Below are 19997 nucleotides of genomic sequence, written 5' to 3'. Positions count from 1 at the left end.
GCCCCTTCAGCCCAGGCGCAGGGTCTTGAGATTGACGAAGGCGAGCATGCCATCCCGCCCCAGTTCACGCCCGTAGCCGGAATCCTTCACCCCGCCAAAGGGCAGGGCCGGGTCGCTCTTCACCAGGGCGTTGACGAAGGCGTTGCCGCAGACCAGGTGGCGCGCCACCGCCTCGCCCCGTTCCAGGTCCCGGGTCCAGACGCTGCCCCCCAGGCCGAAGCGGGTCTCGTTGGCGATGCGCACGGCATCCGCCTCGTCCTGGGCCCGGATCACCGTGGCCACGGGGCCGAAGAGCTCCTCGTGATAGGCCCGGGCCTGCGGCGTCACCCGATCCAGGATGGAGGGGGCGTACCAGGCCCCCTTACCGGGCAGGGGGCGGCAGCCGGTCACCGCCACGGCCCCGGCGGCGATGGACTGCTCCACCTGGGCATGCAACTCATCCCTCAGATCCTCCCGGGCCATGGGGGCCAGGGTGGTCTCCTCCCGGGCCGGATCCCCGGGGACCAGGGCCTCGACACCGGCCCGGAGCCGCTCCAGGAAGGCATCCGCCACCTGCGGCAGCAGGATGAAGCGCTTGGCCGCGATACAGCTCTGACCGGCATTCTGGAAACGGGAGACCAGGGCCTGTTCCACCGCCCGATCCAGGTCGGCGTCCTCCAGGACGATGAAGGGGTCCGATCCCCCCAGTTCCAGCACCGAGGGCTTGAGGGCCTCGCCCGCGGCGGCGGCCACCGCCCGGCCCGCCTTCTCGCTGCCGGTGAGGCTGACACCGTATACCCTAGGGTCGGCCAGGATCCCGGCCACGGCGCTGGCGGGCACCATCAGGCTCTGGAAGACCCCGTCGGGGAGGCCCGCGTCACGAAAGACCTCTTCAATAGCCAGGGCGCAGCGGGGGACGTTGGAGGCGTGTTTGAGCAGTACGGTGTTCCCCGCCAGCAGGGTCGGGGCGGCGAAGCGGAAGACCTGCCAGAAGGGGAAGTTCCAGGGCATGACCCCGAGGATGGTCCCCAGGGGCTGGTGCACCCGCAGGGCGCGCCCCCAGGCCACCTCCATGGGCTCGTCCCCCAGGAAGGTGGCGGCGTGATCGGCATAGTAGTCGCACACCGTGACACAGCGGTCGATCTCGGTGCGGGCCTCCCGCAGGAGCTTGCCCATCTCCCGGGTGATCCTCCCCGCCAGGGGCTCGCGGCGCTCGCGCAGGAGGCCGGCGGCGCGGCGCAGCAACGCCACGCGCTCCTCCAGGGGCAGGGCCCGCCAGTTGGCGGCGGCGCGCGCCGCCGTGGCGAGGGCCTTGTCAATTCGCACCTGGTCCCAGGTCTCGAACACCTCGAGCACGGAACCGTTGGCGGGATTGACAGAACTCATGGGCACGGGTGAACTCCTCTGCAAATGTTGAAGCCTTACCATAATATATTGCGCCCCACCGGGGGGATCGGAATGATCAACCCGGTTCCATTTCCGCCGGCCCTGCCCCGGCCGTGCGGGCGCCGTCGCCCGGGACGCCCGCGCGTCATGCAACCAAAAAGGAACGTCTTCCGATGAACATCCGGACGGTCTGTGTCCTCGGAGGGACCGGCTTTGTCGGTCGCCACCTGGTGAAGGCCCTGTCTGCGGCCGGCCTGCAGGTCAAGGTCTTCACGCGCCGTGTGCAGCGGGCCCGCCCCCTGCTGGTCCTGCCCGGTGTGGTGCTGGTGGAAACGGACTACGGCAACGTCACCGACCTGCAGCATGCCTTCGAGGGCAGTGACGCCATCATCCACCTGGTGGGGATCCCCGACGGCCATGCCAAGCTGCAGCGCCGGGTGCACGTGGACCTGCCCCGCACCGTGGTGGAGGCGGCACGGCTGGCGCGGGTGCAGCGCCTTGTCTACATGAGCGCCCTGCACGCCGATGCCCATGGCGGCGCCAGCACCTTCCTGCGCACCAAGGGGGCCGGCGAGGACCTGGTGCATGCCATGGCCGAAGAAGTGCGGGTGACCAGCTTCCGTCCCGCCCCCATCTTCGGCCGCGGGGACGCCCTGCTCACCCCCCTGGCGGCCCGCATCCAGGAACACCGGCGCCTCCTGCTGGCCAACGCCGGGGCGCGGCTGGCCCCGGTCTACGTCATGGACGTGGTGGAACGGCTCGTACAGGCCCTGTTCAGCCCCCACCGGGGCGGTGACCGGCACGACCTGTGCGGTCCCCGGACCTACACCCTGGGGGAGTTGGCCGCCTATGTGGCCCACACCCTGAACCGCCCGTGCCGCATCCTGCCGCTGCCGGACGCCCTGGCCGCCCCCCGGGCCTGGCTGACGGGCCACCTGCCCGGCGGGCACACCGGCCTGGACCGGCACCGCACCCTGCAGGTGGGGGCGCAGTGCCCGGCGGGGGACCCTTGCCCCACCCCCCTGGAGGCCGTGGTGGCCGATGTGCTGGTCCCCAGCGATCTGCAGGGCCGCCTGCAGCAGCTGCGCAGCCGGCCCCACTGACCCCCATGGAGACCTATCTGGTGGGCGGTGCGGTCCGGGACGGACTCCTGGGCCTTGAGGTGAAGGAAAGGGACTGGGTGGTGGTGGGGGCCACCCCGGAGGCCATGCGCAACCTCGGCTTTCGCCAGGTGGGGCGGGATTTCCCCGTCTTCCTCCATCCAAAGACCGGCGAGGAGCACGCCCTGGCGCGCACCGAACGCAAGACGGGTCCCGGCCACCGGGGCTTCCAGGTGCATGCCGATCCCGGCGTCACCCTGGAGGAGGACCTGGCCCGGCGGGATCTGACCGTCAATGCCATGGCCCGGGATGCCCGGGGGCACCTGGTGGACCCCTTTGGCGGCCAGCGGGACCTGGAGGATCGGCTGCTGCGCCATATCTCCCCCGCCTTCAGCGAGGACCCGCTGCGGGTGCTGCGGGTGGCCCGTTTCGCCGCCCGCCTCGCCCCCCTGGGCTTTCGCGTGGCGGACGAGACCCTGGCCCTGATGGGGCGCATGACCGCCAGCGGTGAACTGGACAGCCTCACCCCGGAGCGGGTCTGGCAGGAGACGGAGAAGGCCCTGACCAGCGACGCCCCCGCGGTCTACTTCCGGGTGCTGCGGGCCTGCGGGGCCCTGGGCGTGCTCTTCCCGGAGCTGGAGGCCCTGTTCGGTGTCCCCCAGCCCCCCCGCTACCATCCGGAGGTGGACACGGGCGTACACACCTTCATGGTGCTGGAGCAGGCCGCCGCACTGTCCCCGGACCCGGTGGTGCGCTTCGCCGCCCTCACCCACGACCTGGGCAAGGGCACCACGCCGGCCGAGATCCTGCCCAGCCACCGGGGGCACGAACAGCGGGGCGTGGGTCTGATCGACGCCCTCTGCGCGCGCTACCGCATCCCCAACCGCTACCGCGACACGGCCCGGGCCATGTCCCGTTACCACGGCCACATCCACCGGGCCTTCGAGTTGCGCCCGGAGACCCTGGTACGCACCCTGGAGGACCTGGATGCCTTCCGCCGCCCCGAACGCCTGGACGCCATCCTCCTGGCCTGTGAGGCGGACTACCGCGGCCGCACCGGCTTCGAGTCGCGCCCCTATCCCCAGGCGGATCACGTGCGCCAGGCCCTGGAACGCTGCCAGTCGGTACAGGCCCGGAAGGTGATGGCGGATGGCTTCCGGGGGCCCGCTATCCGCAAGGAGATGCACCGGCGCCGGGTGCAGGCCGTGGGCAGCCTGCGAAAGGAACCCCGGACCTGAGGACTCAGAGCCGCCGGCTCAGATCCCGGCCGGTAAACCCGTCCAGGGGCTGGGACACCCCCCGGCCCAGGGCCATCACCTGGAACCGCTCCCCCATCTCCGAGGGCAGGGTGAGCATGCGCACCTGGGCCGCCAGGGCCGCCTGCGCCCCGGGATCCTCGCTGGCGCGGGCGGCCAGCACCGCCTCCAGCCCCGCCCCCACGAGGAACCACGCCTGGGTGGTGTAGCCCAGCAGCGCAAGGCCCGCCGCCCGGCCCGCCTCGGCCACTGCGGTGAAATCCACGTTGGCGGTGATGTCCATCAGGCCGGGCCAGGCCAGGGGGTCCTCCAGGGCGCGATGGCGGTAGTGGGCGATGAGGGTGCCCCGGCGGCGTTGCGCGCTGTAGTACTCGGCGCGGGGATAGCCATAGTCCAACAACAGCACCACACCCCGCTCCAGGACCTCCCCCAGGGCGCGCACCCAGGGCCCCAGCCCCGGGTTCCATTCCGAGATGTAATCCGGCGGCCAGGTGTCCCCCTGCTCGGCCCGCAGCGCCGCTACCCGCTCCGCCAGGGCCTCCCCCGCCGGGCGCTCGGCCCACGCCAGTCCGCGTTCGCCCATGCAGACCCCCCGCTCCTGCACCTGGGCTCCATCCCAGCGGAAGACCTCCACCGGCATGGCGTCCAGCACCTCATTGCCCAGCATCACGCCCCGGAAACTGCCGGGATCGGGCAGGGTGTCCCGCCAGCACACCCGACGGCGCAGATCCGGGGGCAGTTCTGTCACCGCGGCCTCCTGGCGCTGGCGCAGATCCGGGCTCGGCTCCAGGATGGCGTAGGCCTCCGGCAGGGTCCCCAAGTCGTCCAGGGCCCGGAGCATGTCCACCGCCAGGCGACCGCTGCCGGCGCCGAACTCCAGGATGGAACCGCCGTCCAGGGCCCGCAGCACCTGGGCACACTGGCGCGCCAGGCACTGGCCGAAGACCGGCGACACCTCCGGGGCGGTGACAAAATCCCCGCCCCGCCCCAGCTTGTGGCTGCCGGCGGCGTAGTAGCCCAGCCCCGGGGCATACAGGGCCAGCTCCATGTAGCGGCGGAAGGACAGCCAGCCGCCTCCTGCGTTACTCTCCTCCTGGATCTGCCGCACCAGCCGCTGGCTGACCCGCAGGGCCTCGGGATCGGGTTCGGGCAAGGGGGAATCCACGGACATGGGCACGGTCCAACAAAGGCTCGGGAAGATGGGGCGGGATTGTCGCCCCGGGAACGATGGGGCTCAAGGGCGCGGTGACCTGCCCCAAGGCCGCAAGAGGGAGTCATGAGCGTGGAACAGAGAGCGGAAAGCCCCCTGCAGGGGCGCACGGCGGTGATCACGGGCGGGGCACGGCGCATCGGCGCCAGCATCGCCCGCAGCCTGCACGAAGAGGGCATGGACCTGGTGGTCCACTACCGCCGCTCCGGCGAGGCGGCCCGCCACCTGCAGGCGGAACTGGAGGCCCGGCGCCCGGGCTCCGTGCACCTGGTGGACGGGGAACTCCTGGAGGCGGGCGGACCGCAGCGCCTGGCCCAGGCGGCGGAGGCGGCCTTCGGGCGGGTGGACGTGCTGGTGAACAACGCCTCCACGTTCTACCCCACCCCCCTGGGGGAGATCACCGAGGCCCACTGGGACGACCTCATGGGGACCAACCTCAAGGCCCCCCTGTTCCTCTCCCAGGCCCTGGCCCCGGCCCTGGAACGCAGCGGCGGCTGCATCGTCAACATCGTGGACATCCACGCCCTGCGCCCCCTGCAGGGCTATCCCCTGTACTGCGCCGCCAAGGCGGGGCTGTGGATGCTCACCCAGGCCCTGGCGCGGGAGCTGGGGCCGCGGGTGCGGGTCAACGGCATCGCCCCCGGGGCCATCCTCTGGCCCGAGGCGGAGGAGAACGCCGCCACCCACCAGGAGATGATCCAGCGCACGGCCCTCAAGCGCGAGGGCTCGCCGGAGGACATCGCCCGCACCGCGCTGTTTTTGATCCGCGACGCCCACTACATCACCGGCCAGCTCATCCCCGTGGACGGCGGGCGCACCACCACCCAGTGACTCCGGCCCCGCTCAGCGGGGGGGCTCGTCCCAGGAAAACTCCACCCGGCGCAACCACTGCCCGCCGGGTTCAAAACCCGCCCAGAGTTCCCCGATGCTGCGCCCCACAACGGGATGGGGCAGGTCCGGGGCGATATCCGCCAGGGGGCGCAGGACAAAGGCGTGGCGGAGGATATCCCCCCGGGGCAGCGGCGGCCGTTCCTGGACACAGTCCCCCAGAAGCAGCAGGTCCAGATCCAGGGTCCGGTCGGCGAAACGGGCAGCGCCGTGGCTGCGGCCGTGGCGTGCCTCCATAGCCTTGAGCCGCTGCACCAGATCCGCGGGGGGGAGCCGGGTATCGAACCCCGCCGCCAGGTTATAGAAGGGCTGGCCGTCGAAGCCCACCGCCCCGGTCTCGTAGACGGGGGAGAACGTCACCGCCCCGAAGGCCGCCCGAAGCTCGTCGGCGGCGATGCGCACGTACCGGGCCCGGTCCACGTTGGAGCCGATGCTCACATAGGCCCGGCGCAGGATCCCCCCGGCGGTCACGGGGTGCGCTCCCCGCGCTCGATGACCACCCCCACCTCCCGCGCCCCGCGCACGGCCCCGGGCTTGCCCAGGGTGAGGCGCAGCCAGGGGATGGAAAACTCCCGCAGGAGCATGTCGGCGATGTCCTCGGCCATGGCCTCCACCAGCTCCCGCTGATTCCCCTCCACCAGTGCGATGACCCGCTTGGCCACCGTCTTGTAGTCCAGCACATCCTGGATCCGGTCGCTGCCGGCCCCGGCGCGGATGTCCGTGCCCATCTCCAGGTCGATGCGCACCTGCTGGCGGATGCTGCGCTCCCAGTCGAAGATGCCGACGGTGGTCTCGACCCTCAGATCGCGAATATAGACAATATCCATGGGAAGCGACTATATACGCCGGCCCCTTCGCGGACCAGTCCCGGCCTGGCACGGGGCCCCACGGGACTTGCCCCCGGTGGGGGTATCTGCTACTGTCTTGCGCCTTTCCAATCAGCCTGGTTTTTCCGGAGAACACCCCATGGCCCGAGTCTGCCAAATCACGGGTAAGCGCCCGATGAGCGGGAACAACGTGTCCCACGCGCACAGGAAGACCCGCCGCCGCTTCCTGCCCAACCTGCACGAACACCGCTTCTGGGTGGAGAGCGAGAACCGCTTCGTCAAGCTGCGCCTGAGCCAGAAGGGGATGCGCATCATCGACAAGAAGGGCATCGACAGCGTCCTGGCGGAGCTGCGGGCCCGCGGCGAACGAATCTGAAGGAGACAAGACGATGGCAAAAGGCATCCGGGAAAAGATCCGACTGGTCTCCAGCGCCGGCACCGGTCACTTCTACACGACCACCAAGAACAAGCGGAACATGCCCGAGAAGATGGAGATCAAGAAATTCGATCCCGTCGTGCGCAAGCATGTGATGTACAAGGAAGCCAAGATCAAGTAAGGCCTCTCCTACCGGGCTGATCGCCGCCCCTTGCGGGGCGCTCCCTCCGGCCGCCCCCTGGGGGGCCGGATCGGTTCCGGCCCCTCCCGATCCCCCAATGACGTCTCCCCCATCCCCGGAGCGTGCCCTCAGGCCGCGCCCCATCCGGAGCCATGTCCCATCCCTTGCAGGGATGTGCCGGATGAATCGACCCTGCTACTCTTAGCATCTCGCCCTTACTAGCGCATCGGCCGGATGCCGCCCCGCCCCATGTCAGAGGCCTTCGTAGGAAGACAGCCCATCTATGATCGGGAGTTCCGCGTCCAGGCCTTCGAACTCCTGTTCCGGGACAGCGCGGCGAACCAGGCCCATTTCCCCGACGGGGACACGGCCACCTCAGAGGTGATCCAGAGCGCCTTCATCGACCTGGGCCTGGACCGCCTGGTGGGTCAGTGCCTCGCCTTCATCAACCTCACCCGCAACTTCCTCACCGGGGAGATCGCCATGGCCCTGCCGCCGGAACGGGTGGTGCTGGAGGTGATCGAGGATATCCCCGTGGACGGTGAACTCATCGCCGCGGTGGCCCGCCTGACCCGGGCCGGATACCGCATCGCCCTGGATGACTACGTCTTCGACGAGACCCACGCGCCCCTGCTGCACCTGGCCAGCATCGTCAAGCTGGACGTGCTGCAGTGGAGTCCAAAGGAGCTGAGGACCCTGGTGGGCCGCTTGCGGCCCTACCGGGTGCAGCTGCTGGCGGAAAAGGTGGAAACCCCCGAGCAGCTCACCTTCTGCCGCGACCTGGGGTTCGACTACTTCCAGGGCTATGGCCTCAGCCGGCCCAACGTGGTGCGGGGACCCCGGCTCATGGCCAACCAGCTGGTGGTGATGCAGCTCATGGCCCGCATCCACCAGCCGGACCTGGACCCCCGGGAACTGGAACAGCTCATCGCCAGCGATGTCTCCCTGAGCTACCAGCTCCTGCGCTTCATCAACTCCCCGTTCTTCGGCCTGGTGCGCCCCGTGGAATCCATCCACCGGGCGGTGGTCTACCTGGGAACCCGGGCCATCCGCAAGTGGATCAGCCTGATCGCCCTGCGCCGCCTGGAGAACATCCCGCCCCAGGCCATGCCCACGGCCCTGATCCGGGCGCGCACCTGCCAGACCCTGGCCCGTGCGGCGGGCATGGGTCGCCTGGACAGCTTCTTCACCGTGGGCCTGTTCTCCATCCTGGACCAACTCATCCAGCGGCCCATGGAAGAGGCCCTGCAAGACCTGCCCCTGAGCGAGGAGGTGAAACAGGCCCTGCTGCGGCAGGCCGGCCCCATGGGGGAGGCCCTGGACTGCGCCCGCGCTTTCGAGACCGATGACCCGCACCGCCCCCGCGGTTTCCGTGGCCTTTCGGAGGAGACCACCAGCCGCCTCTATCTGGAGGCGGTGGCCTGGGCATATGACCTGGAACAGCAACTGACCCCCTGAGACCGGCAGACCCCTCGCGCAACGAGATGAACGTGCGCAACTGGTACCATGGAGCCCATGCCACAGACCCCCAGCCCCCCCCTGAGCATCCGCCTGGAAGACCCGCAACGGGTGCCGGAGCACGACCCCTACCGCCTGGCCCGGATCCGCTTCGGCGCGGCGAACCGTTCCGATCCCACCTGTCCGGACACCCTGGACCTGGCCCTGCCCCCCCTCGCCCCGAACGCCCCGGTGGAGGTGTGGCGGGCGACGGAACCGGTGCACGGCGGCTTCCGGGACGGGGTGGGCTACACCTGCACGCAGCAGGTCCTGTTCGGCTGGATGCACCTGGATGAAGACCGCTTCGGCGACGACCTGGCCGCGGCCGCGGAACACGCCTATGCACGGCTCCTGGCCTTCCACCGGGAGATGGGCTTCCCCGCCCTGCTACGGGTGTGGAACTACTTCCCGCGCCTGCACGAGCGCCACCACGGCCTGGACCGCTACCAGAACTTCTGCCTCGGACGGCACCGGGCCCTGGAACGGATCCCCCTGGAGGAGGGGGACCTGCCCGCCGCCACCGCCATCGGCACCCGGGCCCCGGGGGTGTTGATCTATTTCCTCGCCGGCCGGGAGCCAGGCAGGCAGATCGAGAACCCGCGGCAGGTGAGCGCCTTCCATTATCCGGCGCGCTACGGCCCCCGCAGCCCCTCCTTCTCCCGGGCCACCCTGCGCCACTGGTCGGGCGGTCCTCACCTCTACATCTCCGGCACCGCCAGCATCGTGGGCCACGAGACCTGTCACGACGAGGTCAGCGCCCAGTTGCGCGAGATCCTGGCGAACCTGAAGGCGGTGATGCGGGCCACGGGGGAGCCACCCCTGGCGGCCCCGGAGGCCGGCCCGGAACGCCTCTCCCTGCTCAAGGCCTATGTCCGCCACGCGGCGGACGCCCAGTGGGTGCAGGCCGGGCTGGAGGCCGCCCTGGACCCCGTCCCGCCCCTGCTGCTGCTGCGGGGGGACGTCTGCCGTGAGGACCTGCTGGTGGAGATCGAGGGCCTGTATGCCTGAACTGCCGGAGGTGGAGACCACCCGCCGCGGACTCGCCCCCCACCTGGTGGGACAGCGGTTCACGCACATCCGGGTGCGCGAGCCGCGCCTGCGCTGGCCGGTGCCCCCGGACCTGGCGCAGCACCTGACGGGGCGCCCCGTGCAGGCCCTCACCCGGCGGGGCAAGTACCTGCTGATCCATGCCCCGCCGGGCATCGCCCTGTTGCACCTGGGGATGTCCGGCAGCCTGCGCCTGGTGGCGCAGGACACCCCGGCGGGGCCCCACGACCACGTGGACCTGGGCCTGGAGTCGGGCATGGTCCTGCGCCTGCACGACCCCCGCCGCTTTGGCAGCCTGCACTGGTTCGAGGCGGCGGGCCCACCCCATCCCCTGCTGGCCCGGTTGGGGCCGGAACCCCTGGAGCCGGGGTTCGACGGCCCCTACCTGTATCGCATCTCCCGGGGGCGGCGCAGCAGCATCAAGGCCCTGATCATGAACGCCCAGGTGGTGGCGGGGATCGGCAACATCTACGCCACCGAGGCCCTCTTCCTGGCCGGCATCCGACCGCGCCGGGCCGCCGGGCGGATCACCCGGGCGGAGGCCGAGCGTCTGGCGGCGGCCCTGCGCCGGGTGCTGGAGGAGGCCCTGGAACAGGGGGGCACCACCCTGCGGGACTTCCTGCGGGAGGACGGTCGCCCGGGTTATTTCGCCCAGTCCCTGCGGGCCTACGGCCGGGCCGACCATCCCTGCCCCGTCTGCCAAACCCCCATCCGGCGCATCCCACAACAGGGGCGCTCCAGCTACTACTGCCCCCGCTGCCAGCGCTGAAGCCCGGCCGAGGCCCCAAACGCCAGGAGGGGCCCGCGGGCCCCTCCTGGATGCATCCTGCGGGGATCCCCGGCAGGTGCGTCAGGCCGTGCCGCCGGTGATGCGCTGGAACTTGGCCATGAGCTCCTCCTGGGACTCCTCGTGATCCGGATCCTTGACGATGCAGTCCACCGGGCAGACCTCCACGCACTGGGGGACATCGAAATGGCCCACGCACTCGGTGCACAGGTCGGGGTTGATCACGTAGATCTCGTCCCCCGGGGTGATGGCGCCGTTGGGGCACTCGGGCTCGCACACGTCACAGTTGATGCACTCATCGGTAATCATCAGGGCCATAAGGCATTTTCCTCTTCTTCATCTCGTCAAGATCTGGTTCCAGATCCGTATCGGGTCGAGCGGCCGGTGGCGGACACGCGGCCCGTGACCGTTGCCCGTCCTGAACAACACCGCCCCGGCGGACAACCGCCCATGCTAGCGCAAGCGCGCCCGCAGCGCAGCCTCCACGTTGCCGGAGACGAAGTGTGAAACATCCCCGCCCAACAAGGCAATTTCCCTTACTAGGCTTGAGGATACGTAGGCATACTCCTCCGCGGGGGTGAGGAAGATGGTCTCCAGATCCGGGGCCAGATGCCGGTTCATGCCCGCCAGCTGGAACTCATGCTCGAAGTCCGAAACGGCGCGCAGCCCCCGCAGCAGCACCCGCGCCCCCTGCTCCTTGGCGAACCGGGCCAGCAGGCCATCAAAACCCACCACCTGCACGTGCTCCATATCCGCCAGGGTCTCCCGGGCCATGGCCACCCGCTCCTCGAGGCTGAAGGTGGGGCGCTTGGAGGGATTCGCGGCCACGGCCACCAGCACCTGGTCGAAGAGCCGCTGGGCACGGCGCACGATATCCGTGTGTCCGTGGGTGATGGGATCGAAAGTCCCGGGATAGACGACGGTCACTGACATGTCGGGTTCCGCATGGATGCAAGGAATGGATTACGGGGCATGGGCCACTCGCCGCCCCGGGCCGGGATCCTCCAGGGCCAGGCCCACCCAGAAGGCCAGGCCGAACAGGACCATGCACAGCAGGATGGACAGCTGCAGCCCCACCAGGGCCTGCAACACCCCCACCGCCACCAGGCCCAGGATGGCGGCGGCCTTGGCCGACACGCCCCAGAAGCCGAAGCACTCCGCCACCCGCCCCGCCGGGGCCATGAGCCCCACCAGGGTACGGCCGGCGGACTGGGTTGCCCCCAGACAGGCCCCCGCCAGGGCGCCCACCACCAGGAAGACGTGCTGCCCCTCCACCCCCAGCCGGTGCCCCAGCCAGGGGGTGAGGGAGATCAGCCCCACCGCCAGCATCCACAGGACCAGGGTGGCCAGGTAGACGCGCCGGGCCCCCAGACGGTCCTGCAGGTGTCCAAAGCCCAGGGCCCCGGCGGCGGCGGTGATCTGGACGATGACGAACATGGTCACCCGCACGGACTCGTCCCAGCGGATCACCTGGGCCCCGTAGATAAAGGTAAAGGCAATAATGATATAGATGGCGGCCATGGCAAAGAAGACCGACAGCAGCAACACCCCCAGATCGCGCCGGTGACCCAGGGCCTTCACCGTCCTGCGCACACGCCGCCGGCCCATGATCACATAGGCGCGCAGATGGCCCAGCCGCCGCCCCCGGCCCCGTTCCTGCAACCAGAGGAAGGTGGGCAGGGCCGCCAGCAGCAGGAAGGCGGCGGCGAAGGGCCCCACCCAGCGCACCCGGTCGAAATTCTCCGCGCTCACCTCTCCCAGCACCGCCAGGGCAAAGGCGGTGGCCAAAAGCCCCCCCAGGTAGCCCATGGCCCAGCCGAAGCCGGAGATGCGCCCCAGGGCCTCCGGGGGCCCCAGATCCGGCAGGAAGCTGGCGATGAAGGCCTCCCCCATGGAGAAGGCGAAGTTGGAGAGGATGATCAGCACCACCCCCAGCCACACCCAGCCGGGGGCGACGAAGTACAACAGGGCCGTGGTCACCGCGCTCAGGGCGTAGCTACCGAAGAGGAACCGCTTGCGGGCGGCGGAGAAGTCCATGATGGCCCCGGCCAGGGGCCCGGTGAGCACCACCAGGAGGTAGCTGGCGGCCAGGGACAGGCTCCACAGCAGGTTCCCCAGGCGATAGTCGTTGGCCGCATCCCCCACGATCACCCGCGTGAACAGGTCACCGAAGATGACGGTGATGATCAGCAGGGTGTAGGCCTGGCTGGCGAAATCGTACATCGCCCAGCCCAGGATCTCCCGCCGCTCGGCCTTGTGCATACCCCGACCCTCGCCTCTTGCGCCGTGTCAGCCTAGGGGGGCGGCCCCGGGGGCGCAAGCGCGGCGCATGCCCCCGGGGTGTGAGCCGTGTCGATTGACCCGCCACGGCCCAAAGACAACAATACCCGGCGTAGCGCCATCCATCCCAAGGATTCCCGACCTCCCGAGGAGAACGATGCCATGACCCCAAGACCCAAGACCCGCTGGGCCGCCGCCCTCGTCTGCCTGCTCACCGCGTTGCCCCTGGTCTTTGCCCCCGTACATGCGGCCATGGTGGGAACCGAACAGATGCTGCAGGGCGAAGAGGCCCGCTGGGAACGGGCGCAGTTGCTGCAGGCCCTGGACCGGGAGGCGGTGCGCGAACAGCTGTCCGCCCTGGGGGTGGATCCCGACCAAGCCGCGGAACGGGTCGCCCGGCTGAGCGATGCCGAGGTGGCCGAGCTCAACCGCCGCATGGAGGAGATGCCCGCCGGCGGCTCCAGCATCCTGGGGGTGGCCGCCTTCATCTTCGTGGTGTTCATCGTCACGGATGTCATCGGCGCCACGGACATCTTCCCCTTCGTGCGCCCGGTGGACTGACCCGTACCATCGCAGGAGCTGCGGTTTGACCGGCCTGCGGGCCCTGATCCCGATCGCCGTGCTGCTGCTGGCCGGGTGCGCCACGGCCCCGCAGACCCGCCAACTGGAACAGGCCCCGCCCCGGGACCTGCCGACGGCGGTGGAGCTGGAGCAGGTTCCTTTTCATCCCCAATCGCGCTACCAGTGCGGCCCCGCCGCCCTGGCCACCGTGCTGCAGGCCCGGGGCCGGGCGGCGGATCCCGAGGCCCTGCGGGGGGAGATCTACGTCCCCGGCCGGCGGGGCAGCCTGCAGACGGAGATCCGGGCCGCCGTGCGCGCCCGGGGGCTGGTGCCCTATCCGCTCCCTCCCCGCCTGGAGGCGCTGCTGACGGAGGTGGCCGCCGGCGAGCCGGTGCTGGTGCTGCAGAACCTGGGGCTGAGCGCCCTGCCCCGCTGGCATTATGCCGTGGTGGTGGGCTTCGACCTGGAGCGGCGCCGCATCCTCCTGCGCTCCGGCACGCGCCGCCGTCATGTCACGGCCCTGTCCACCTTCGAGCGCACCTGGCAACGGGGTGGGGGATGGGGGATCGTGATCCGGGACCCGGGCTCACCCCCCGTCTCCGCCCGACCCCTCCCCTGGCTGCGGGCCGCCCTGGAACTGGAGGAGACGGGCCAGCGCCGGCAGGCCCTGCGGGCCTACGCCGCCGCCGTGACCCGATGGCCCGGGGAGCCGGCGTCCTGGTTCGCACTGGGCAACGCCTTCCACGCCCTCAAGCGCCCCGCCGCGGCCGCGGCGGCCTATCGGCGGCTCATCCAAAACGCCCCGGACACCGCGTCCGCCTGGAACAATCTGGCCCATGCCCTGCAAGCGGCCGGATGCCCGGAAACGGCGCGGCAGGCGGCGGGCTGCGCCCTGATGCTGGCACCGGAGGATCCGGTGTACCGCCAGACCCGGACGGCGCTGGCAGCGGCCGGGGGCGGAGCCTGCGCCGCACCCTGCCCCGCCCTGCCGCCCTGCCCCGTACCCGTTGCCGACGAGCAGGATCAGGCCCCGTACCAGAGCACCGCGAAGTAGTGGCATACCGTACCGGCCATGACGAACAGGTGCCAGACGAAATGCCCGTAGGGCAGGTACCGGTCTAAAGCGAAGAAGACCACTCCGCCGGTATAGGCCAGCCCCCCCGCCAGCAGCCAGAGCAGACCCGGCAGGGGCATGAGCCGGTAGAGGGGCACGATGGCGATGAGCACCAGCCAGCCCATGAGCAGGTAGAGGCCGGTGGAGAGCACCGGATGGGGGATGCCGTTGAAGGACTTGAGCAGCACCCCCAGGCCCGCCAGGGTCCAGACCAGACCGAATAGGGTCCACCCCCAGGGACCGCCCAGGATCCCCAGGGTGAAGGGGGTGTAGGTGCCAGCGATGAGCAGGAAGATGGCCGAGTGGTCCAGGACGCGGAAGACCCGCTTGGCCCGACCCACCGGTGGCACGGCGTGATAGAGGGTGGAGGCCAGGTAGAGCAGGACCATGGTGGTGGAAAAGATCGCCGCCCCCACGACGAACCCGGCGCTGCCGGTACCAACCGCCTCCAGCAGCAGGAAGGGGATCCCCGCCAACGCCGCCAGCAGGGCCAGGCCGTGGCTGAAGGTATTGGCCAGCTCCTCGCCCCGGGTATAGGGACGTTCGGGGAAGGCTTCCGTGGACACCATGATGCGCGTTCTCCCGCCTGGTTCTGGGTGGCCGCCGCAGGCCTGCGGCGGCCGTATGAACATACACCCGCCGGGTCCGGATTCGCAATTGACCGCCAAGACCTCTATCATGTGCCCCCTGCAACACCTCCGGGCGCCCCGCCCAACTGCGGCGGCGGACCCGCGGCATCCGCATCCTCCCCCGGCCATGTCTCATGGGCACCGGGCCCCATCACGGCCCGACCGACGCCGGCGGAGCGCGTCACATCGTACCCGGGCCGTTGCCCCGGGCGCCCGTCCGCTTCCAACCCACATCAGGAGTTCCAATGTCTGCTCTCATCTGCGGTTCCTACGCCTTCGACACCATCATGGTCTTCCCCGACCGCTTCAAGAACCACATCCTCCCGGAGAAGGTGCACATGCTCAACGTGTCCTTCCTGGTCCCGGCGATGCGGCGGGAATTTGGCGGATGCGCCGGCAACATTGCCTACAACCTGAAGCTTTTAGGGGGGGACCCGGTTCCCATGGCCACCGTCGGCGCGGATTTCGATGTCTACGCCGAGTGGCTGGACAAGTGCGGCATCCAGCAGAAGCACATCACGGTGGTGCCGGAGCACTACACCGGCCAGGCCTTCATCACCACCGACCAGGACGATAACCAGATCACCGCCTTCCACCCCGGCGCCATGGGGGAATCCCACCGCAATCGCGTGACCGATGCCAGCGGCATCACCCTGGGCATCGTCTCCCCCGACGGCCGCGACGGCATGATCCAGCATGCCCAGCAGTTCGCCGAGGCGGGGATCCCGTTCATCTTCGACCCGGGCCAGGGCATGCCCATGTTCGATGGCGACGACCTGCGCCGCTTCGTGGAACAGGCCACCTACGTCACCCTGAACGACTACGAGGCCCAGCTCATGAGCGAGCGCACCGGCTGGAGCCATGAAGAGCTGGCCCGCCACGTGAAGGCCCTGATCATCACCCGCGGGGGGGACGGCTCCACCATCTACACCGAGGGGCAGCAGATCCAGATCCCCTCCGCCCCCATCCAGGGGATCAAGGATCCCACGGGCTGCGGCGATGCCTACCGCGCCGGACTGCTCTGGGGCCTGCTCAACGGCCTGGACTGGGAGACCACGGGCCGGGTCGCCTCCCTCATGGGGGCCATCAAGATCGAGCACCTGGGGCCGCAGAACCACGCCCCCAGCCGCGCCGACATCGAGGCCCGCTTCAAGGAGGCCTTCGGCCGCGAGATGTGATGCCCAAGGGGAGGTGTCCCCGGCATGGCCGGGGCATCTCCCCCCAGATGCAGCGCCCCCGCGCAGGGGGCCCTCAGGGCGACGGGTGTGCCTTTTGGCCGGCACGGTCGAGCCGGGTCCCTTCCAGCGGGACGCCGTGAATACCTCCCTGTAGGCTCGCGCGCCGCCTCCCTGCGGCGCACGCCCGCTTCCAGGGACCCGGCTCGACCTCCTACCCCACGGCGCGATCCGCCCTTAAAGGGCCCCCTGCGCGGGGGCGCTGCACTGAACCTATCCGCCCAAGGCCAGGATCGCCGTGGCCACGGCGAAATAGAGCAGGATCCCCCCCACGTCGGAGATGGACGTCACCAGCGGCGCGCTGGCCGTGGCTGGATCCAGCCTCAGGCGGGTCAGCACCAGCGGCAGCAGCAGCCCCACCAGACTGCCCAGGACCACCACCAGCACCATGGCCACGGCCACCGCCAGCCCCACCTGGGGCCCGGCCAACCATACCGCCGCAAGCCACACCGTCCCCCCCAGGGTCAGACCCAGGGCACCGGAGACCAGCAACTCCTTGCCCAGCAGACGCAACCAATCCCGGGACTGGACCTCCCCCGTGGCCAGGGATCGCACCAACAGGGTCGAGGCCTGGGAGCCGGCGTTGCCGCCGGTGGCGATCACCAGGGGCAGGAAGAACACCAGGGCCACCACCGCCTCGATGGAACGCTCGAACAGGGAGATCACCGCCCCGCTGATCAGGTTGACGAATACCAGGATGATCAGCCACCCCACCCGCTTGCGGTAGAGCAGCCCCAGGGCGGCATCCTTCAACCCCGGGGCGATGGGCCCGACGCTGCCCATGCGCAGGAAATCCTCCGTGGTCTCCTCGGTGACCACATCCATGACATCGTCCACGGTGAGGATCCCCACCAGCACATCCCGTGCATCCACCACCGGCAGGACCTCCAGGTCGTAATGACGGATGAGCCAAGCCGCCTCCTCCTGGTCCGTATCCACCCGGGTGGAGATCACCTCCTCCTGAAGCAGGCTGTCCACCCGCCGCCGCGGCGAGCCCACCAGCAGATCCCGGAGCCGGACCGTCCCCAGGAGGTGCCCCGCGTCATCGGTGACGAAGACCACATTGACCGTCTCGCTTTGTTCGTACTCGCTGCGCAGGTGATCCAGGGCCTGGCCCAGGGTCCAGCCGGGACGCACCGCCAGGAACCCCGGGGTCATGCGCCGGCCCGCGCTCTCCCGGGGATAGGAAAGCAACTGGCGCACCAGACGCCGGCGATCCCCCGGCAGCAGCGCCAGCAGGGCCGCGGTCTCCGACTCCGGCAGGCCATCCAGCAGGGCCGCCACATCATCGAAGGACACCCGCGCCAGGATCCGGGTCCGTTCGTCGTCGTTCAGGATCTCCAGCAAACCCCGCTGCTGCTCCAGGGGGAGATAGGAAAAGACATCCGGCGCCCGCTCCGGGGCCAGGGCACGGATCAGCCGGACCCCCTCCTCCGGGGCCAGCCCGGCCGCCAGGGCGGCCACGTCCTGGTCCTGCAGCCCCTCCAACAGGGGGGCCAGTTCCGCACGCGCCTCCTCCCCGAGCCGCCGCCTCAGGTCCTCGAAATCCAGGGGTTCGGTCATCTCCACCGGCATCTTCCCGCAGTCTTGGGTCCAGGATTCTCAGGCATGGAGGCGGGCCACTTCACCCCCCCAGGCCCAGCACGGCCGTGGCCAGGCCGAAATAGATGAAGATCCCCGCCACGTCGGCGATGGAGGTCACCAGGGGGGCACTGGAAGTGGCCGGATCCAGTCTCAGGCGGGACAGCACAAACGGCAGGATCATGCCCACCATGCTGCCCACCAGCACCACCAACAGCATCGCCAGGGACACCACCAGGGCGATCTCCCCCCCGCCGCGCCAGAACCCCAGGGCCGCCACGGTAAGGGCCATGGTCCCCCCCAGGGCCGCGGCCACCCCCAGTTCCTTCCCCCAAAGGCGCAGCCAGTCCTTTGGCTGCACCTCGCCGGTGGCCAGGGATCGCACCATGAGGGTGGCCGACTGGGCGCCTGCATTGCCGCCACCGGCGATGATCAGGGGCAGGAAGAACACCAGCACCACCACCGCCTCGATGGCCGCCTCATAGGCGGAGATCACCATGCCCCCCAGGATGTTCACCGCCACCAGCACCAGCAGCCAGAAGATGCGCTTGCGGTACAGCAGCCCGGGGTGGGCATCCCGCAGGCTCAGGCTCATGGTCCCCACGCTGCCCATGCGGTGGAAATCCTCGGTGGTCTCCTCCTGCTCCACGTCGAAGACATCGTCCACGGTGATCACCCCCAGGAGCTCTCCGGCCTCGTCCACCACCGGCAGGGCGGGTAGATCGTAGTGGCGCATGGTGCGCAGGGCCTCCTCCTGGGGCTCATCGGCACGGATGGACACCAGGTTGCGGGCCATGAGGCCCTCCACGGGGCTGTCCAGATCCGCCTTGAGGAAATACTTGAGGGGCAACACCCCCTGCAGCACCCCGTCCTCGTCGGTGACATAGACCAGGTTCACCGTCTCCCCCACCTCCACCTGGTCGCGCAGATGCTCCAGGGCCCGGGCCATGGTCCAGTGCGGGCGCACGCTCACCACCGCCGTGGTCATGAGGCGTCCGCAGCTGTCCTCCGGATAGCCCAGCAGGGTCAGGGCACGGCGGATGGAACGAAACGGCAGCAACCGCAACAGGCGGCGCACCTGCTCTTTTGGCAGGTCCTCCAACAGGGCGGTGAGGTCATCCGGCAACATCTCGGAGAGGAGGAAGCGCCCCTCCGCCGCCGAGATCTGTTCGATCAGTTGCAGCTGATGATGGGGGTCCAGATAGGAGAACACGTCCACGCGCCGCCCCGGGGCCAGGAGGCGGAAGACCTCGCGGCGGGGATCCGGCTCCAGGGCCATGAGCACATGGGCGATGTCCTGGATGCGCATCTCGTCCAGACGTTGACGCAGACCGGTGAGATCGGCCTGCTCCAGGCATTCAAGGACCACATCCAGATCATGTTCGTGGGGGGCTGGCATGGCGATGTACCGGATTCAGGCGGACGGCGTTCACGGGAGGCATCGGAGCAGAGGAAGTCCCCAGCACAGGATGCCACGGTGGCATGACGGGAGGATGGCCCCGCCTCAAACACGGGAAGGCCGTCTCTCCGTCAGCCCGTCCCGGGCACGCCGCCGCTGACGCGGCAAGGCCTGCAGCAGGGGACGCCGCCGCTCCTGCGGCAGCCGCTCACACAGGCGGATCACGGTGGCCGCCGGCAGCCCGCTGCCCAGCCTGCGCAGCTCATCGGGCTCCATGGAGTGCAGGACCCGGATCTGCGAGGCCTCCGCCAGCGCCAGGAAGGCGAGGCGCGCCGTGCCGAAGGCGCCTCGGCGCCAGGCGCGGGTCACCTCCTCCGCCTGCGGCTCCAGGGGTGCGGCCCGGGCCGGATCGGTGGCAGCCGCCGGGGAACGGCGCAACGGACCGAAGATGCGGGTGATGTTGTGGGTGATTCGGGTCATGGTGCTCTCCTCCGCCGCCTCAGGCGGGTTGCGGTGACGACGCGCAGCCACACGGGCCGCAGGGCATGCGCGGGAGGAGAGGTCCGGGTTTTCCGGGGAAAGGGCTGCACGGGAAAGGGACGGTGTCATCCCCACCCGCCCCGCGGTTGGGCCCGCGGAGCCTGTGATGCATACCTCGAGAGAA

22 protein-coding genes are annotated in these 19997 nt (G+C 70.0%); 11 read left to right on the top strand and 11 right to left on the bottom strand.

Going from position 1 to position 19997, the window contains the following annotated elements; translation table 11 throughout:
* Nucleotides 1–6 precede the first annotated feature (6 nt).
* The gene (locus tag BM214_RS07330) at nucleotides 7–1371 is read right to left on the bottom strand and encodes an NAD-dependent succinate-semialdehyde dehydrogenase (RefSeq protein ID WP_177217615.1); all 1365 of its coding nucleotides are present in this window, start codon (nucleotides 1369–1371) and stop codon (nucleotides 7–9) included.
* A gap of 167 nt (nucleotides 1372–1538) precedes the next feature.
* On the opposite strand from BM214_RS07330, the gene BM214_RS07325 reads away from it, so the two are divergent.
* Nucleotides 1539–2468, top strand: coding sequence for an NAD-dependent epimerase/dehydratase family protein (locus BM214_RS07325; RefSeq protein WP_090485035.1), 930 nt, complete (start codon nucleotides 1539–1541; stop codon nucleotides 2466–2468).
* A gap of 5 nt (nucleotides 2469–2473) precedes the next feature.
* On the top strand, nucleotides 2474–3703 hold the full coding sequence (locus BM214_RS07320) for a multifunctional CCA addition/repair protein (RefSeq protein ID WP_090485033.1): 1230 nt from the start codon (nucleotides 2474–2476) through the stop codon (nucleotides 3701–3703).
* 4 nt (nucleotides 3704–3707) lie between these two features.
* Here BM214_RS07320 and BM214_RS07315 read toward each other — a convergent pair whose 3' ends face one another.
* A complete protein-coding gene (locus BM214_RS07315; protein WP_090485031.1) occupies nucleotides 3708–4892 on the bottom strand; it encodes a class I SAM-dependent methyltransferase in 1185 nt (394 codons plus the stop codon).
* 105 nt (nucleotides 4893–4997) lie between these two features.
* Here BM214_RS07315 and BM214_RS07310 point away from each other — a divergent pair, with 105 nt between their 5' ends.
* Entirely contained in the window at nucleotides 4998–5762 is a 765-nt protein-coding gene (locus BM214_RS07310; protein ID WP_090485029.1) for a pteridine reductase, read from the top strand.
* A gap of 12 nt (nucleotides 5763–5774) precedes the next feature.
* Here the strand turns inward: BM214_RS07310 and folK are convergent, their stop codons facing one another.
* Nucleotides 5775–6290, bottom strand: coding sequence for a 2-amino-4-hydroxy-6-hydroxymethyldihydropteridine diphosphokinase (gene folK, locus BM214_RS07305; protein ID WP_244887888.1), 516 nt, complete (start codon nucleotides 6288–6290; stop codon nucleotides 5775–5777).
* Entirely contained in the window at nucleotides 6287–6646 is a 360-nt protein-coding gene (gene folB / locus BM214_RS07300; protein ID WP_090485027.1) for a dihydroneopterin aldolase, read from the bottom strand. Before folB ends, folK begins: the two co-directional genes overlap by 4 nt.
* A gap of 139 nt (nucleotides 6647–6785) precedes the next feature.
* Here folB and rpmB point away from each other — a divergent pair, with 139 nt between their 5' ends.
* The 5 genes from rpmB to mutM all read left to right on the top strand — a co-directional run bounded on the left by rpmB (nucleotide 6786) and on the right by mutM (nucleotide 10516).
* Nucleotides 6786–7022, top strand: coding sequence for a 50S ribosomal protein L28 (gene rpmB, locus BM214_RS07295; RefSeq protein WP_090485025.1), 237 nt, complete (start codon nucleotides 6786–6788; stop codon nucleotides 7020–7022).
* Nucleotides 7023–7035: 13 nt separating this feature from the next.
* Nucleotides 7036–7203 carry a 50S ribosomal protein L33 gene (rpmG, locus tag BM214_RS07290; protein ID WP_090485023.1) on the top strand — a complete coding sequence of 56 codons (168 nt, stop codon included), beginning with the start codon at nucleotides 7036–7038 and terminating at the stop codon, nucleotides 7201–7203.
* A 249-nt stretch (nucleotides 7204–7452) separates the two neighbouring features.
* A complete protein-coding gene (locus BM214_RS07285; RefSeq protein ID WP_090485021.1) occupies nucleotides 7453–8661 on the top strand; it encodes an EAL and HDOD domain-containing protein in 1209 nt (402 codons plus the stop codon).
* Between the two features lie 57 nt (nucleotides 8662–8718).
* A complete protein-coding gene (locus tag BM214_RS07280; RefSeq protein WP_090485182.1) occupies nucleotides 8719–9708 on the top strand; it encodes a chorismate transformation FkbO/Hyg5 family protein in 990 nt (329 codons plus the stop codon).
* Nucleotides 9701–10516: a bifunctional DNA-formamidopyrimidine glycosylase/DNA-(apurinic or apyrimidinic site) lyase gene (gene mutM, locus BM214_RS07275; protein WP_090485019.1), complete on the top strand. Its 816-nt coding sequence runs from the start codon at nucleotides 9701–9703 to the stop codon at nucleotides 10514–10516. The genes BM214_RS07280 and mutM overlap by 8 nt, the downstream gene beginning before the upstream one ends.
* An 81-nt stretch (nucleotides 10517–10597) precedes the next feature.
* Here mutM and BM214_RS07270 read toward each other — a convergent pair whose 3' ends face one another.
* The 3 genes from BM214_RS07270 to BM214_RS07260 form a co-directional block, all read right to left on the bottom strand.
* Nucleotides 10598–10852 carry a YfhL family 4Fe-4S dicluster ferredoxin gene (locus BM214_RS07270; RefSeq protein ID WP_090485017.1) on the bottom strand — a complete coding sequence of 85 codons (255 nt, stop codon included), beginning with the start codon at nucleotides 10850–10852 and terminating at the stop codon, nucleotides 10598–10600.
* 135 nt (nucleotides 10853–10987) lie between these two features.
* On the bottom strand, nucleotides 10988–11467 hold the full coding sequence (gene coaD, locus BM214_RS07265; protein ID WP_090485015.1) for a pantetheine-phosphate adenylyltransferase: 480 nt from the start codon (nucleotides 11465–11467) through the stop codon (nucleotides 10988–10990).
* A 30-nt stretch (nucleotides 11468–11497) separates the two neighbouring features.
* The gene (locus tag BM214_RS07260) at nucleotides 11498–12796 is read right to left on the bottom strand and encodes an MFS transporter (RefSeq protein WP_090485013.1); all 1299 of its coding nucleotides are present in this window, start codon (nucleotides 12794–12796) and stop codon (nucleotides 11498–11500) included.
* Nucleotides 12797–12976: 180 nt separating this feature from the next.
* On the opposite strand from BM214_RS07260, the gene BM214_RS07255 reads away from it, so the two are divergent.
* Complete coding sequence (locus tag BM214_RS07255; RefSeq protein ID WP_090485011.1) at nucleotides 12977–13375, top strand: DUF6627 family protein; 399 nt, start codon at nucleotides 12977–12979, stop codon at nucleotides 13373–13375.
* Between the two features lie 25 nt (nucleotides 13376–13400).
* On the top strand, nucleotides 13401–14429 hold the full coding sequence (locus BM214_RS07250) for a PA2778 family cysteine peptidase (protein ID WP_177217614.1): 1029 nt from the start codon (nucleotides 13401–13403) through the stop codon (nucleotides 14427–14429).
* On the opposite strand, the gene trhA is transcribed toward BM214_RS07250, so the two are convergent.
* Nucleotides 14399–15058 carry a PAQR family membrane homeostasis protein TrhA gene (trhA, locus tag BM214_RS07245; RefSeq protein WP_090485007.1) on the bottom strand — a complete coding sequence of 220 codons (660 nt, stop codon included), beginning with the start codon at nucleotides 15056–15058 and terminating at the stop codon, nucleotides 14399–14401. The genes BM214_RS07250 and trhA overlap by 31 nt on opposite strands.
* 305 nt (nucleotides 15059–15363) lie before the next feature.
* Between trhA and BM214_RS07240 the strand changes: the two genes are divergently transcribed.
* Nucleotides 15364–16296, top strand: a complete 933-nt coding sequence (locus BM214_RS07240; RefSeq protein ID WP_090485005.1) for a carbohydrate kinase family protein — start codon at nucleotides 15364–15366, stop codon at nucleotides 16294–16296.
* Nucleotides 16297–16566: 270 nt separating this feature from the next.
* Here the strand turns inward: BM214_RS07240 and mgtE (BM214_RS07235) are convergent, their stop codons facing one another.
* The 3 genes from mgtE (BM214_RS07235) to BM214_RS07225 form a co-directional block, all read right to left on the bottom strand.
* Nucleotides 16567–17916 (bottom strand): magnesium transporter, encoded by a 1350-nt coding sequence (gene mgtE, locus BM214_RS07235; protein ID WP_090485179.1) that lies wholly within the window; start codon nucleotides 17914–17916, stop codon nucleotides 16567–16569.
* A gap of 61 nt (nucleotides 17917–17977) precedes the next feature.
* Nucleotides 17978–19333: a magnesium transporter gene (gene mgtE / locus BM214_RS07230; protein ID WP_090485003.1), complete on the bottom strand. Its 1356-nt coding sequence runs from the start codon at nucleotides 19331–19333 to the stop codon at nucleotides 17978–17980.
* 105 nt (nucleotides 19334–19438) lie between these two features.
* Entirely contained in the window at nucleotides 19439–19813 is a 375-nt protein-coding gene (locus tag BM214_RS07225) for a magnesium transporter MgtE N-terminal domain-containing protein (protein ID WP_090485001.1), read from the bottom strand.
* Nucleotides 19814–19997 lie beyond the last annotated feature (184 nt).

Source organism: Ectothiorhodospira mobilis (assembly GCF_900114895.1).
Lineage (GTDB): Bacteria > Pseudomonadota > Gammaproteobacteria > Ectothiorhodospirales > Ectothiorhodospiraceae > Ectothiorhodospira > Ectothiorhodospira mobilis_A.
This window is presented reverse-complemented; position numbering and strand designations above follow the sequence as displayed.